Annotated in this window: 12 protein-coding genes; 9 read left to right on the forward strand and 3 right to left on the reverse strand. The window is 71.3% G+C overall.

Annotated elements, in window-relative coordinates:
• Positions 1–158: 158 nt before the first annotated feature.
• The gene (locus tag ACFYYN_RS13055; RefSeq protein WP_500545794.1) at positions 159–938 is read right to left on the reverse strand and encodes a sigma factor-like helix-turn-helix DNA-binding protein; all 780 of its coding nucleotides are present in this window, start codon (positions 936–938) and stop codon (positions 159–161) included.
• Between the two features lie 133 nt (positions 939–1071).
• On the opposite strand from ACFYYN_RS13055, the gene ACFYYN_RS13060 reads away from it, so the two are divergent.
• Both ACFYYN_RS13060 and ACFYYN_RS13065 read left to right on the forward strand, forming a co-directional pair.
• The gene (locus ACFYYN_RS13060) at positions 1072–1548 is read left to right on the forward strand and encodes a MarR family winged helix-turn-helix transcriptional regulator (protein ID WP_500545795.1); all 477 of its coding nucleotides are present in this window, start codon (positions 1072–1074) and stop codon (positions 1546–1548) included.
• Positions 1549–1696: 148 nt separating this feature from the next.
• Entirely contained in the window at positions 1697–2701 is a 1005-nt protein-coding gene (locus ACFYYN_RS13065; RefSeq protein ID WP_500545796.1) for a LacI family DNA-binding transcriptional regulator, read from the forward strand.
• Positions 2702–2925: 224 nt separating this feature from the next.
• Here ACFYYN_RS13065 and ACFYYN_RS13070 read toward each other — a convergent pair whose 3' ends face one another.
• Positions 2926–3150, reverse strand: coding sequence for a hypothetical protein (locus ACFYYN_RS13070; protein WP_500545797.1), 225 nt, complete (start codon positions 3148–3150; stop codon positions 2926–2928).
• Here ACFYYN_RS13070 and ACFYYN_RS13075 point away from each other — a divergent pair.
• The 6 genes from ACFYYN_RS13075 (at position 3149) to ACFYYN_RS13100 (ending at position 12458) form a co-directional block, all read left to right on the forward strand.
• Positions 3149–4315: a type 2 periplasmic-binding domain-containing protein gene (locus ACFYYN_RS13075; protein ID WP_500545798.1), complete on the forward strand. Its 1167-nt coding sequence runs from the start codon at positions 3149–3151 to the stop codon at positions 4313–4315. The two genes, ACFYYN_RS13070 and ACFYYN_RS13075, sit on opposite strands and share 2 nt — an antisense overlap.
• 7 nt (positions 4316–4322) lie before the next feature.
• Positions 4323–5273, forward strand: a complete 951-nt coding sequence (locus ACFYYN_RS13080) for a carbohydrate ABC transporter permease (protein WP_499516170.1) — start codon at positions 4323–4325, stop codon at positions 5271–5273.
• Positions 5274–5329: 56 nt separating this feature from the next.
• Entirely contained in the window at positions 5330–6127 is a 798-nt protein-coding gene (locus ACFYYN_RS13085) for a carbohydrate ABC transporter permease (protein WP_499517036.1), read from the forward strand.
• A 77-nt stretch (positions 6128–6204) separates the two neighbouring features.
• Entirely contained in the window at positions 6205–8934 is a 2730-nt protein-coding gene (locus tag ACFYYN_RS13090) for a glycoside hydrolase family 38 N-terminal domain-containing protein (RefSeq protein WP_500545799.1), read from the forward strand.
• Between the two features lie 83 nt (positions 8935–9017).
• On the forward strand, positions 9018–12011 hold the full coding sequence (locus ACFYYN_RS13095; RefSeq protein ID WP_500545800.1) for a glycoside hydrolase family 2 TIM barrel-domain containing protein: 2994 nt from the start codon (positions 9018–9020) through the stop codon (positions 12009–12011).
• 51 nt (positions 12012–12062) lie between these two features.
• A complete protein-coding gene (locus ACFYYN_RS13100) occupies positions 12063–12458 on the forward strand; it encodes a YciI family protein (protein ID WP_500545801.1) in 396 nt (131 codons plus the stop codon).
• A 19-nt stretch (positions 12459–12477) separates the two neighbouring features.
• Here the strand turns inward: ACFYYN_RS13100 and ACFYYN_RS13105 are convergent, their stop codons facing one another.
• Positions 12478–13320 carry an aminoglycoside phosphotransferase family protein gene (locus ACFYYN_RS13105; protein WP_500323626.1) on the reverse strand — a complete coding sequence of 281 codons (843 nt, stop codon included), beginning with the start codon at positions 13318–13320 and terminating at the stop codon, positions 12478–12480.
• A gap of 200 nt (positions 13321–13520) precedes the next feature.
• On the opposite strand from ACFYYN_RS13105, the gene ACFYYN_RS13110 reads away from it, so the two are divergent.
• Entirely contained in the window at positions 13521–14105 is a 585-nt protein-coding gene (locus ACFYYN_RS13110) for a hypothetical protein (protein WP_500545802.1), read from the forward strand.
• Positions 14106–14114: the final 9 nt, after the last annotated feature.

Below are 14114 nucleotides of genomic sequence, written 5' to 3' on the forward strand. Positions count from 1 at the left end.
CTGCTGAGGACGTGTTTCCGCAGGTGACGGAGGTTTCCCTCCCCGCGGGCATGACAGCGCGGGCCCCGGGAATGTGACGAGCGACGAAGATCACGCCGCGCATGGGTGCCGCGCGGGCCCGTCGGCCCGTGCCCGCGGCCTCCCCACGCGACGGCGTGTCATGCGGATCCGCTCCGCCCGGCACCGACGAGGTCGCCGCTGGCGTACTCCTGCTCGGACGCCGCCACGCGCGGGCCTTCGGCCGCCCACAGCCGCAGCCGGGCGTCGTGCAGCCAGTACGCCGCAATTGCCGCAGAAACATCCATGATGTCTGCTATCTCCTGATAGGCGAAGCCCTCAACGGCCGCGAGGTACACGGCGAACCGCTGCTCCCTCGGCAGCGTGAGGAGGGCGGCCCGGACGTCCGCCTCGGACAGCAGGACGAACTCGTCCAGCGCGGACGCCCGCACCCCCTGCGGGATCCCGGACTCCGGCGGCAGCACGCACACCTCCGGATGGGGGCCGACGAACGCCGCGGCCAGGAGGTCGTAGAGCCAGGCCCGGTGGTCGACGCCGTCGAGGAGGCGCGGGAACGCGGCGTACGCCCGGGTGAACACGTCCAGGACGAGTCCCTCCGCCTCGGCCGGGTCGCCCGTGACGCCCAACGCGGCCCGGTACACGGGGTCGAGGAGGGTCAGCACGTCACGCTCGAAGCGTGCCTCGCGCCCGGCGGAACCGTCCTCGTCGCCGACGGCCTCCCGCACCGGAGCCTCGGCAGCCTGCCGGGCCTGCGGGGCGCGGACGGTCCTGCGGTGACGGCCGCTCCCGGGCGCCGTACTGCTCCCCCGCGCGTACGGCTCACCGTCGACACTCCGGCCCCGGTGCCGGCCACCGCCCGGGCCGGACACCGCGTAGCGGATTCCTGCGGTGGACTGGGCGTTCGTCAGCGACTGAGGCATGTTGCGTCTCTTTCCGGGATGACCTGCTTGGTCGGTACGGTCGCGCGGGCAGGGGTGGCCACACCGCACGGCTCGGCGTTAATTGCTTCGCGCAGCAAATATATATCCTTCGCGCAGCAAGTAAAGTGGGGGCATGCACGATGCCGCACACCGCCCGGAATCCGCACCGGATCTGCTGGATCCCCTCAATCCGGACGAAGAAGCCCTCATGCGGTCCCTCAGCCGTGTCATCTACGCCCTGCCCCGCGCACTGGACGCCGACATGACCCGCGAGCAGCGGCTCCCCCTCATCGAGTACCGGGCGATGATGAACCTCTCGGAGGCGCCCGGGCGCCGGATGCGGATGAGCGACCTCGCCGCCGCCTGCGAGATGTCGCTCAGCGGCATGACGGGCGTGGTCCGCCGTATGGAAGGCCAGGGGTTCATCCGGCGGGTCAGGTGCGAGCGGGACGCCCGGGGCTCGAACGCTGTCCTCACCGACGCCGGGCTGGCCCGCCTGGAAGAGGCCTGGCCGACCCATCTGGCCTCCATGCGCCGCCACTTCCTGGACCACCTCGCCGGTCTCGACCTCCGGGCGCTCAGCGCGGCGCTGCGTACCGCGGCAACCTGACCCCGCCTCTTTCCCGAGGTCAGAGCCGCACCGACGGGCCCGTACCCCCGCAACCGTGCGGCGACCTGATCTCGCGCCGCCCCGTACGGGACGTGCATACTCAGGCCCTGCGGGCGCGCCGGCACCCGCGACGATCGGGAGGTACGCGATGGTGTCGTCGTCAGGGACGGAATCCCGGAGGGTCACGATCCATGACGTCGCCCGGTCCGCGGGGGTGTCCCGGCAGACCGTGTCGCGGGCGCTCAACGACAAGGACGAGATCGACGGCACCACCAAGCAGCGTGTGCTGGAGGCCGCCCGCGAGCTCGGTTACCGGCCGAGCCGCTTCGCCCGCGGCCTGGTCCGGCAGGACACCACCACGATCGGGCTGGTCATCCCCGACCTGCTCAACCCGTTCTTCACCGAGGTCGCCGCGGCCGCGCTGGAGGCGGCCCGGGCGCGCGGCTGGCACGTCGTCGTCTACGACACCGGGGACAGGGCCGAGGAGGAGTTCGGCACCCTGCAGGTGATCGCCTCGCAAGTGGACGCGGTCGTCGGCTACTTCAGCTGCTCCGAGCACGACCTCGAACGCTTCACCCGCGGAGTGCCCGTGGTGCTCATCGGGCGTGAGCACCACACGGCGCGGTTCAGCTCGATCCGCATCGACGGCGAGGAGGGCGTCAACGCCGCGGTCGCATACCTGGTCGCCGCGGGCCACCGGCACATCGGCATGCTCGACCACGACGGCCGCGCCGAGCCGAGCGTCCGGCGCGAGTGGTTCGCCACGGCCGCGGCGGCCCACGGGATCGACGCGGGCAGGGTGGTCGGGGCCGCCCAGTCGGCCGACGGCGGCGGGACGGCGCTCAGGAAGCTGCTGGCCGCGCATCCCGACGTCACCGCGGTCTTCACCTTCAACGACATCATCGCCATCGGCGCCCTGCGCGAGGCTCGCCGGCTCGGCAGGGCCGTCCCCGAGGACCTCGCCGTGGTCGGCTTCGACGGACTGCAGCTCGGCACGCTCGTGGAGCCCCCGCTGTCCAGCGTCGCGCTCGACACGCGCCGGCTCGGCGCGCTCGCCATCGACCAGGTCGCTCGGCTGCTGACCGGGCTGGAGCCGCTCGGGGCCGACGACCTCGTCGTCCGCGCCGAGCTGCGGCTGAGCGGCTCCGCTTAACCTGCCGGACCCGTGTGCGCCGCAAAGTCTTGACACTTGACGGCACCGGAGCGCACACTTCCGAACAATTCTCCATGGCCCCGTGAGCGTTCACGTGAACGCTCACGTGAACGCTCACGGGACCGGAACACGTGGTTTTGCCCAACCTTGCGACGGCGCTCGGTGCGTGCACCGGAACCCGTCGCTCCCCTGTCCCTTCTCTCCAGCACGGCCCGCCTGAGGTGTCAACGTCGACCCGGCTGGCGCCCACGCCAGTCGTCCTCCGGAACGGAAACCATGAGCAGCACAGTCACGCGCATCCGCGTCGCCGCCGTCGCCGCGGCAGCCAGCATCGCCGTACTCGCCGGATGCTCATCGCCGGCCCCTTCGGGTGACAGCGCATCGGCAGACGCCTGCGCGCCCGCGAAGGGCAAAGTCACCCTCCAGTACTGGAACACCGTTCCCGGCATGGACGAAGTCGTCGCGCTGTGGAACAAGAAGAACCCGAACATCCAGGTGGAGACGAAGAACATCTCCAACGACCAGTACGGCACCATCGGCAACGCCCTCAAGGCGGGCAAGGCGCCGGACCTCGCCCAGGTCGGCTACGACGAACTGCCCAACCTGCGCAGCCAGGACGCCTTCGCGGACGCCTCCGCGTGCAAGGCGGCCACCGACGCCAAGTCGGCGTTCGTGCCCTGGACCTGGTCGCAGGCCAGCTTCGGCGGCACCGGGGTGTTCGCCATCCCGCAGGACACCGGCCCGATGGCCCTGTACGTGCGCAGCGACATCTTCAAGAAACACGGCCTGGAGATCCCCAAGACCTGGGACGAGTACGCGACCGAGGCGCAGAAGCTGCACAAGGCCGACCCGAACCTCAGCATGACGTTCTTCGACCCGAACAACGCCGAGTGGTTCAACGGGCTCCTCTGGCAGAACAGCGCCGAGATGTACTCCTACTCCGGCGACAAGTGGCACGTCGCCGTCGAGTCCGAGCAGAGCAAGCAGGTCGCCGACTACTGGCAGAAGCTGATCGACGCCAAGCTGGTGCGGACCGACCTCGCCCACGGCTCGACGCAGATGTACACGGCGTACCAGAAGGACCAGATCGCCACCTACGTCGGCGCCGCCTGGGGCTACAGCATGTTCCGCGACAACCTGCCCAAGCAGGCGGGCAAGTGGTCGATCGTGCCCATGCCGACCTGGGGTTCGAGCGCCGCGTCCGGTGACTGGGGCGGCTCCACCGTCGCCTTCATGAAGGGCGGCAAGCACCCGTACGAGTCGGTCAAGTTCAACACCTGGCTGAACACCGACCCCGAGGCCCTCGCGCTGGAGAACAAGCTGGGCGGCCTCTACCCGGCGGCCACCGCCGGTCTGGCGCTCCCCGCGCTCTCCCAGGGCGTGGCCTACTACGACAACGAGAAGATCTTCGACGTCTTCGCCGAGTCGTCCAAGAACATCGACACCGACTTCACCTGGGGCCCGACCCAGAAGACGGTCAACCTGGCGCTCCAGGACGCGATGGCCAAGGCGACCGCCGGTGACGGCACCGTCGCCGGCGCCCTCACGGCCGCGCAGGACGCCGCGCTGAAGTCCATGAAGGACCAGGCGATCCCGGCCACGGCGGGCAAGTGACCGTCGCATGACCGACCTCGCAACCCGCGCGACGCGCGGGGTGGCGACCACCGAGGGCCGCCGTCGCCGCCACAACGGCGGCGGCCCCCGGGCGGGCACCATCGCCGCGTTCGTGACCCCGTTCTTCCTGCCGTTCGTCCTCTTCTACCTGGTGCCGATCGGCTACGCGTTCTGGCAGAGCCTGCTCGTCGTGCGCCGCACCGGCGGCCAGTACGGCACGTCGTACACGACCTTCGGCGGTCTGGAGCAGTACACGCAGGTCTTCCAGAACACCGAGTTCTGGGGCAGCATCGGCCGCATCGGGCTGTTCGGCATCGTGCAGGTGCCGGTGATGCTCTTCGTGGCGCTGGTCATGGCGCTGCTGCTCGACACCCCCCTGCTGAAGCTCAAGGCGTTCTTCCGCATCTCGGCGTTCATGCCGTACGCCGTGCCCGGCGTCATCGCCGCGATCATGTGGTCGTACCTCTACTCGCCGCAGATCAGCCCCGTCGTCGACCTGCTCAAGGGCGTCGGCCTCCAGCCCGACTTCCTCGGTCCGGGGGCCGTGCTGTGGTCGACGGCGAACGTGTCCACCTGGCTGTGGACCGGCTACAACATGCTGATCATGTTCTCCGCGCTGCAGTCGATCCCGCAGGAGCTCTACGAGGCCGCCAAGCTCGACGGCGCCAGCAACTGGGCCATCGCGTGGCGGATCAAGGTGCCGATCATCGCCCCGTCGGTCGTCCTGACCACGGTGTTCTCCATCATCGGCACGCTGCAGCTGTACGCCGAGCCGGCGGTGCTGCGCCAGATCTCCTCGAACATATCGAGCACCTTCACCCCGAACATGCTCGCGTACACGGTGGCCTCCGGGAACAACTACCAGCAGGCGGCGGCGATCTCCGTGGTCATCGCCGTGATCACCTTCGTCTTGAGCTTCGGGTTCATGCGACTGACCTCGAAGAGGGCCGGACTGTGAGCGACCAGACCCCGATCCGCGAGAGCCGCGTCAGCCGAACCGCCGCCACGGCCCTGATGTTCCTGCTGGCGGTCTACTTCCTGCTGCCGGTCTACTTCCTGGTCGTGGCGGCGACGAAGCCGCAGGGCGACCTCGCCTCCACCAACGGCCTGGCGTTCTCGCACTTCGACCTCTTCGCCAACCTCGACACCCTCTTCACCCGCAGCGACGGCATCTTCGGGCGCTGGGCGCTGAACAGCGTGCTGTACGCGGTGCTGGGCGCGGCGGTCGGCACCCTGATCTCGGCACTGTGCGGCTACGCGCTCGCCAAGTTCCCCTTCCGGGGCCGCGAGTTCCTCTTCTCCGTCATCCTCGGCGGGATCCTCGTACCGACCACCGCGCTCGCGCTGCCGCTGTTCCTGCTGTTCTCGGCGACCGGGCTCGTCAACACCTACCTCGCGGTGTTCCTGCCCAGCATCGTCAGCCCGTTCGGCGTCTACCTGGCCCGGATCTTCGCCGCGTCGGCCGTCCCCCAGGAGATCCTGGAGTCGGCGCGCCTCGACGGGGCCGGGGAGTTCCGGACGTTCTTCTCGGTGGCGTTCAAGCTGATGACGCCCTCGCTGGTGACCATCTTCCTGTTCCAGTTCGTCGCGATCTGGAACAACTTCTTCCTGCCGATGGTGATGCTGCAGAAGGAGTCGCTCTTCCCGATCACGCTCGGCCTGTACCAGTGGAACGGCCAGACCGCCCGCGCCCCGCTGCTGCAGGAGTCGGTGATCACCGGTTCGCTGGTCTCGATCGTGCCCGTGATCGTCGTGTTCATCCTCCTCCAGCGGTTCTGGCGCACCGGACTGGCCGCCGGCTCGCTCCGCTAGCCCCGCGCCGGCACCCCTGCCCTCCCCCGCCCTTCCCTCCCCCCCGCCGCCCCGCCAGCACAGAAGGTCCCGTTGCCATGCCCCGATCCGCCGTCTTCGTGCCCCACTTCCACTGGGACCGCGAATGGTACGAGCCCTTCCAGGTGTTCCGGCACCGGCTCGTCACCGCCCTGGACACCGTGCTGGAGACGGCCGAGACGAACCCGGACTTCCGCTTCACCGTCGACGGGCAGATGGCCGCGGTCGAGGACTACCTGGAGATGCGGCCGGAGAACCGCGGGCGCGTCACGGCCCTGGTCGCCGAGGGCCGGCTCGCCATCGGGCCGTGGCTGATCCTGCTCGACGAGTTCCTCTGCTCGGGCGAGACCATCGTCCGCAACCTGCAGATGGGGTGGGCGGCCGCGGCGGAGCTGGGCGGCTCCATGCCCATCGGCTACCTCCCGGACATGTTCGGCCACGTCGCCCAGATGCCGCAGATCCTGGCGCGCGCCGGGATCGAGCACGCGGCGCTGTGGCGCGGGGTGCCCGGCTCCGTCGACGGCCACGCCTTCCGCTGGCGCGCCCCCGACGGCTCGGAGGTGCGCACCGAGTTCCTCTTCGACGGTTACGACAACGGCCTCGACGTCCTGCTGGTGCCCGATCAGATCGGGCGCGCGCTGGGCGAGTACGCGGAGATGACGGCCGGACGGTGGGGCGACGACCCGGTGCTCGCGATGGCCGGCACCGACCACAACGCACCGGACCCGCGCCTCGCGGAGTGGCTGCGGCAGGCCTCGGGCGAGGGGCGCACCATCACCATCGCCACGCTCGACGATTACATACGCAAGCACGTGCGCGACGAGGTCCCGGCCGTCGTCACCGGTGAACTGCGCAGCCACGTACGCGGCAACATCCTCCCGGGCGTGCTCTCGGTGCGGCGCGGGCTCAAGCACCGGATGGCCGTCGCCGAACGCACCGTCGACCACGCCGAGCGCCTGAACGCGCTGTGGTCCGGGCGTGACGACACGCCGTTCCTCTCGCTCGCATGGCACAAGATCATCGAGTCGAGCGCCCACGACTCGGTCGTCGGCTCCGGCACGGACGAGACCGCCGACCAGGTCGAGGCACGGCTCGCCGAGGCCGCGCACGCCGCGCGCGCCGTACGGGACGCGGCGCTGGCCGGACCCGCCGCCCGCGTGCCGAGCGACGGCCACCTGGTCGCCAACCCGCTGACGGTCCCGCGCACGACGCTGGTCGAGGTCGACGTCGTGGCCCCGCCCGACGGGACCGTCCTCGTCGCGACCGCGGCCGACGGCTCGGAGCACCCCGTACAACTGGTCGCGCAGGCGCCGACCGTGCTCAGCGACGAGCGCATGGACGCCTCGCAGCTCGAGCGGGTGCTGCGTCGCATCCACCGCCGCGAGCTGTTCGGCCGCCAGATCGACCACTACGAACTCACCGCGGGTTCGCTCGTCTTCCACCTCGCCGAGGTGCCCTCCAGCGGTCCGTTCGACCTGCTGATCCTGCGCCGCGAGGTCGCCGCCGCTGCCGCCGCGCACCCGGGCGAGTGGCGGGTGCTGACGCTGGAGGAGGCGCGGGCCACCGCGCTGGTGCCGGTCGCCGTCCCCGCCTCCGGGCTCGCGAGCTTCACGGTCGCGCCCGCCGGGCAGGCGCCCGCACCGGGGACCGCCTTCGTGCCGGCGACGGCGACGGCCGGGTCGCTGTCGAACGGGCTGGCCGAGGTCGTGATCGCCGCCGACGGCACCCTGGAGGTGACCGGGGCGGACGGAACCGTGCTGCGCGGGGTCGGCCGTCTCGTCGACGGCGGTGACCGCGGCGACAGCTACAACTACGGCCCGCCGGCCCACGACCTGCTCGTCTCGGAGCCGACGGAGGTCGCCGTCGAACTCCTGGAGAACGGCCCGCTGCGGTCGCGGGTGCGCATCACCCGCGTGTACCCGTGGCCCGCCGCGCTCTCCCCCGACCGCGACGTACGCGGCGACCGGACCGTGCCGACGCCGGTGGAGACCCTGGTGGAGCTGCGCGCGGGCGAGCCCTTCGTGCGCGTCACCACGTCGTTCCTGAACCAGGCCGCCGACCACCGGCTGCGCTTCCACGTCCCGCTCCCCCGGCCCGCGGCCGGCTCGGCGTCGGCCGGGCAGTTCGCCGTCACCGAGCGCGGGCTGACCGCCGAGGGCGGCTGGGGCGAGTACCCGATCCCGACCTTCCCCGCGAGCACCTTCGTGTCGGCCGGCGCGGCCACCGTGCTGCTCGACCACGCCACCGAGTACGAACTCACCGCCGGGGGCGCCGAACTCGCCGTGACCCTCCTGCGCGCGATCGGCTCGATCAGCGTCAACATCCATCCGCTCCGCGACGAACCGGCGGCGAGCGAGATCCCCGCGCCGGGGGCGCAGGACCTCGGGGTGCGCATCGAGAACCGTTTCGCCGTCCTGCCGTCGGCGACCGGCTGGCAGGCCGCGGACGCGGTCGCCCTCGCCGAGGAGTTCCGCAACGACGTGCTGGTCACCCGCGGTACGGCGCCCGCCGGTGGGCAGTTGCCCCCCGACACGGCCGGCGTGCGGGTCGACGGCACGGACGTCTTCGTCTCCAGCGTCCGCCGTGTCACCGGCGACGAGCCCGGTGCCGGCACCGAGGTGCGGCTGGTGGCGATGAGCGACACGGGCTCCACCGCCCGCGTCACCGGTGCGTTCGGCCGGGTGACCACGGTCGACCTGCTCGGCCGGCCGCTGGCCACCGCACCCGCGGAGGGCGCACTCGAACTCGCCCTCGGCCCGTGGGAGATCCGGACGATCGTGCTCAGGTAGCCGCGGTCGCGGCCGTGACCCCGACCGCGGCCGTGACCGCACACCGGATCCCCCTTTCGCTACCAAGAAAGAGTTGTGACCTCTTGCCCTCCGAGCTCTCCGCGTATGTTTCGGACACCACACCAGGGCGTGGCGCGCTGCGTCCGGCGCGTTCGTGGCTGCACTCCGACGCCCCCTCCCGCTCGCTCAACGGGCACTGGCGGTTCCGTCTGTCGCCCACGGCGACGGCGGCGGACGACTTCGCGGCCGAAGGCTTCGACGACGGCGGCTGGGACGACATCCCGGTGCCCTCCCACTGGGTGCTCCAGGGGGACGGGGCCTACGGCCGGCCCATCTACACCAACATCCAGTTCCCCTTCCCCATCGACCCGCCCCACGTGCCGGACGAGAACCCGACCGGCGACTACCGCCGCCACTTCGAGCTGCCCGCCGACTGGTCGCGGGCCGAGCGGGTCGTGCTGCGCTTCGACGGCGTGGAGTCGCTCTTCAAGGTGTGGGTGAACGGCGACGAGGTCGGCAGTGCCTCGGGCAGCCGGCTGGCCCACGAGTTCGACGTGACCGCGTCCGTGCGCCCGGGCGACAACGTCGTCGCGGTGCGCGTGCACCAGTGGTCGGCGGCGAGCTACCTCGAGGACCAGGACCAGTGGTGGCTGCCGGGCATCTTCCGCGACGTCACCCTGATCGCGCGGCCCGTCGGGGGGATCGAGGACGTCTGGCTGCGCACCGGGTTCGAGCGGGGGCGCGGCCGGATCGACCCGGAGGTCACCGCGGAGGCGGCGGCGTTCCCGGTCACCCTCCGCATCCCCGAGCTCGGCGTCGAGCGGGTCTGGGGCTCCGCGGCCGAGGTGACCGCGTTCGAGGTCGACGGCGTGGAACCCTGGTCGGCCGAGGTACCGCGGCGGTACGAGGTCACGGTGGCCTCGGCGGCGGAGACCGTCACGGTGCGGACGGGCTTCCGCACGGTCGAGATCCGCGGCGACCGGTTCCTGGTCAACGGCCGCCGCGTCGTCTTCCACGGGATGAACCGCCACGAGACCCACCCCGAGCGCGGCCGTGTCTTCGACGAGGAGCACGCGCGCGAGGACCTGGCCCTGATGAAGCGGTTCAACGTCAACGCGATCCGCACCAGCCACTACCCGCCGCATCCGCGGCTGCTCGACCTCGCCGACGAACTCGGGTTCTGGGTCGTCCTCGAGTGCGACCTGGAGACGCACGGCTTCGACAAGGTCGGCTGGGCCGGCAACCCCAGCGACGACCCGGCGTGGCGGGAGGCGTACCTGGACCGGATCCGGCGCACCGTCGAACGGGACAAGAACCACCCCAGCATCGTGCTCTGGTCGCTCGGCAACGAGGCGGGCACCGGTGCCAACCTCGCCGCGATGTCGGCCTGGGTGCACGCCCGCGACGCGGGACGCCCCGTGCACTACGAGGGCGACCACACCGGCGCGTACACGGACGTCTACTCGCGCATGTACGCCTCGGTGCCGGAGACCGAGCAGATCGGGACCGACGGCTCGCGCACCCCGCTGCAGGACTGCACCCCCTCGCAGGGCGCACGGCAGCGCACCAAGCCGTTCCTGCTGTGCGAGTACGCCCACGCGATGGGCAACGGGCCGGGCGCCCTCGACCAGTACGAGGCGCTGGTGCACCGGCATCCGCGCCTGCACGGCGGCTTCGTGTGGGAATGGCGCGACCACGGCATCCTGACGACGGCCCCGGACGGCACGCCCTACTACGCCTACGGCGGCGACTTCGGGGAGGTCGTGCACGACGGCAACTTCGTGATGGACGGGATGGTGCTCAGCGACGACGTCCCGACCCCCGGCCTCCACGAGTTCAAGGCGGTGGTGCAGCCGGTCCGCTTCACCTTCGACGCGGGCGACGACGACGGCGGCGGCGTGGTGACGATCACCAATCTGCGGCACTCGGCCGACACCGCCGACCTGCGCTTCCGCTGGCGCGTCGAGCACGACGGGACGCCCGTGGACGCCGGTGACCTGGACGTGCCCGTCGTCGTGGCGGGCGGGTCGGCGCGCGTGCCGCTGCCGCGGGTCGCGGTGTCGCGGGACGCGGAGACCTGGCTCACCCTGGACGCGGTCCTGGCGGCCGGCACCGCGTGGGCGAGCGAGGGCCATGTGGTCGCGACCGCCCAGCTGGACCGTTCGGCGCGACGTGCCGTGCCCGCCGTCCGGCTTCCGGCCGACTGGCGGCGGAGCGAGGGGACGCTGACGCTCGGCATCGCCGAGTTCGCCGGCGGGGACCTGGTACGGCTCGCCGGCCGCGCCGTGGCGGGCCCGCGGCTGGAACTGTTCCGTGCCCCGACCGACAACGACGAGGGCACCTCGGGGGTGGCCGAGGAGAGCGACGCCCACGTCCCCGGGGTCTCCAACGCCGAGTTGTGGCGTGGCGACGGCCTGGACCGGCTGACCACGCGGGTGCTGTCGGTGGAGACCGCCCCGGACGCGCTGCGGACCGTCGCCAAGGTGTCCGCGGCAAACACCGCGTCGTCGGTGACGGTGGAGACCGTCTGGTCCCTGCAGGGGGACGAGCTCGAACTGCGGGTGGAGATCGAGCCGTCGGGCGGCTGGGCGACGGTGTGGCCGCGCATCGGCGTCCGTTTCGACCTGCCCGACGGCGGCGCCCCCGTCGACGGCGCCGAGTGGTTCGGCATGGGCCCGCAGGAGTCCTACCCGGACAGCCTCCGCGCGGCGCGCACCGGCCGCTTCTCCGCCGGCGTCGACGAACTCTCCGTCGCCTACGCGCGCCCCCAGGAGACCGGGCACCGCTCCCGCCTGCGACGGCTGGAACTGACCTGTGGCGGCGCCGGAGTGCTCCGCTTCGTGACCGTCCCGGACGCACAGGGGCGCCTCCCGGGTTTCACGCTCAGCCGCCACACACCGCAGCAGATCGCCCGGGCGGCGCACCCGTTCGAGCTCCCTGAGTCGGCGACCAGCCACCTGTTCGTCGACGCGGCCCAGCACGGCCTCGGCTCCCGGGCGTGCGGGCCCGACGTGTGGCCCGAGTTCGCGCTGCGCCCGCAGTCCCGGACGATCAGGCTCCGCATCACGGCGGGCTGAGGTTCCCCTGGCAGAAGGCCGCGACGAGCGGCCTTCTGCCAGGGTGGTGGCATGAAGTACCTGGTGCTGATGTACGCCGACCCCGCGGCGACCGAGGCGATGACCGCCGAGGAACGCGCCAAGGTGTTCCGCCGGCACGACGAGCTGCACAAGGATCTCGCGGGCACCGGCGAGCTGCTGAACGGGGCCGGACTCGCCTACCCCAGGGACACCACGACGATCCGGCTGCGCGACGACGGCCCGACGACGGTGGACGGACCGCTCACGGAGGCGAGGGAGCAGGTCACCGCCTACTACGTGGTCGACTGCACCAGCCCGGAGCGCGCGCGGGAGATCGCCCGACGCGTCGTCGACTTCCACGTCGTGGCGGTCGAGGTGCGGCCCGTCCACGACTCGTTCGGCATGGACGCGAGCCGACCGGACGGCACCCCGGCGCAGCAGGCGTGAGGGCCCCTCCGTCCCGGGTTCAGCCCGGTTCGCAGCGGTCGAGTGCGGCACGAACCTGGTGGAGCCCCTCCACCCTCCAGTGGTCCCGGTCGGGCATTTGGTCGTCTCGGCGCCAGCGCCAGGCCGAGAACATCGCCCAGTTCAGGGCGCGGCACCGGTGAATCAGGTCGTGGTCGGCCCCCGCATAGTGCTTTCCCACTTCATCGGGCGCATGGGCGAGATCGAACTCGACCGGCCCACGGCAGCACGTGGCGAGGTCCACGAAGAGCGGCCCCCTCTTCGTGTTGAGGAGGTTGCCCGGATGCGGCTCGCCGTGCAGCAGCTGCTCGCCGGCCCTGCCGATGCCGACCGCCGCGCTCAGCCCGGCCAGTGTGCCGCGGAGGAATTCCCGGTCGGCATCCGACAGCTCGGGGGATCGCTCCCGGTCGCCGACTTCTCCCAGTGCCGCAGCGATTCGATCGGTGACATGCGGTGCGTCCAGGTCGATCCGGCGCAGTGCGGCATGGTGCCGCAGGAACGCGTCCGCGTAGTCGGCCGGAGCGATCCGCGGTCCCACGGGTTCGTAGTACGTCCAGAGCGAGATGGCGAAGGCATCACGCACATGGACCCGGGGGTCGACCCGAGGGTCGAGCCCGGCCACGGGAGCGTCGACGTCGGCGAGGCGGCGGGCAACCTCCACTTCGAACTCGGAATCAGCCAGATGGCCAGAAGGGGCGACCCGGGCCAGAACATCGCAAGGGGCCAGGCGCAGCGCGACGCGGTCCGAGTTGTGGATGACGACCACGTCGTCGGCCTGAAGGCCCAGCTCCGATGCGGTGGCACGTCCTGCCTCGACTGCGCCACGGAGTTCCCGTGGCTCCATATCGTCCTCCCTCATCGCTGATTGCACGTACACGCCTCGGGGCGACAGCTGTAGATCCTTCTCCAGCTCGGCGCGCCGCGGCAACATCATTCGGGCCGCTGCGGCACCACGCGACGGAGGGTGACGGGTGAGAGCCGGTCCGTCACCCTCGCGCGTGGGCCGAATGGGCAATATGACCTATTTGGGTGAATAATGGACTAATGGATGTGATTTTTGAACCGTCGGTGTACCCGCCGCTCGCCCTCGGCTTCTTCGGCCTGGCGACCGGCTATCTGATCTGGGGGTCCCAGGAACTGTTCGGCTGGCCCAAGCGGGACGAGCGGGTCGACCGGGCGATGGGCGTCTGGGGCATCTGGCTCCCGGGCCTCTGCCAGCTCCTGGCGGGCGTCATCCTCTTCGTGGGGCTCACCTGGTTCGAGGTGTTCAAGGAGCCGCCGCTCTACATGGCCGCCCTGGCCTTCACCGCGTACGGCATCCACTGGTTCGCGCTCGGCTGGGACCGCTACCGCGGCAACGACGCACGCGTCAACGCCGGGGTCGGCGTGGCCTACATGGTCCTGTCGGCCCTCGGCGCGACGGTGTTCTTCGCGGTCGACGACTGGCCCGTCGGGCTGGTCTTCATCGGGCTCTTCGCCGTCTACCTCAGCAAGTTCGTCATGTCGGTCGGCGTGCCCGTCGCCGAACGCGTGATGGGGCTGTTCCGGCTGCTGACCGCCGCCTGGCTGCTGTACCTGACCTTCGCCGTGGTGGTCGACTTCACCCTCGGGTACGACTGGCCGACCTGACCCGTACGG

The organism is Streptomyces sp. NPDC001902, assembly GCF_042891295.1.
Classification (GTDB): Bacteria; Actinomycetota; Actinomycetes; order Streptomycetales; family Streptomycetaceae; genus Actinacidiphila.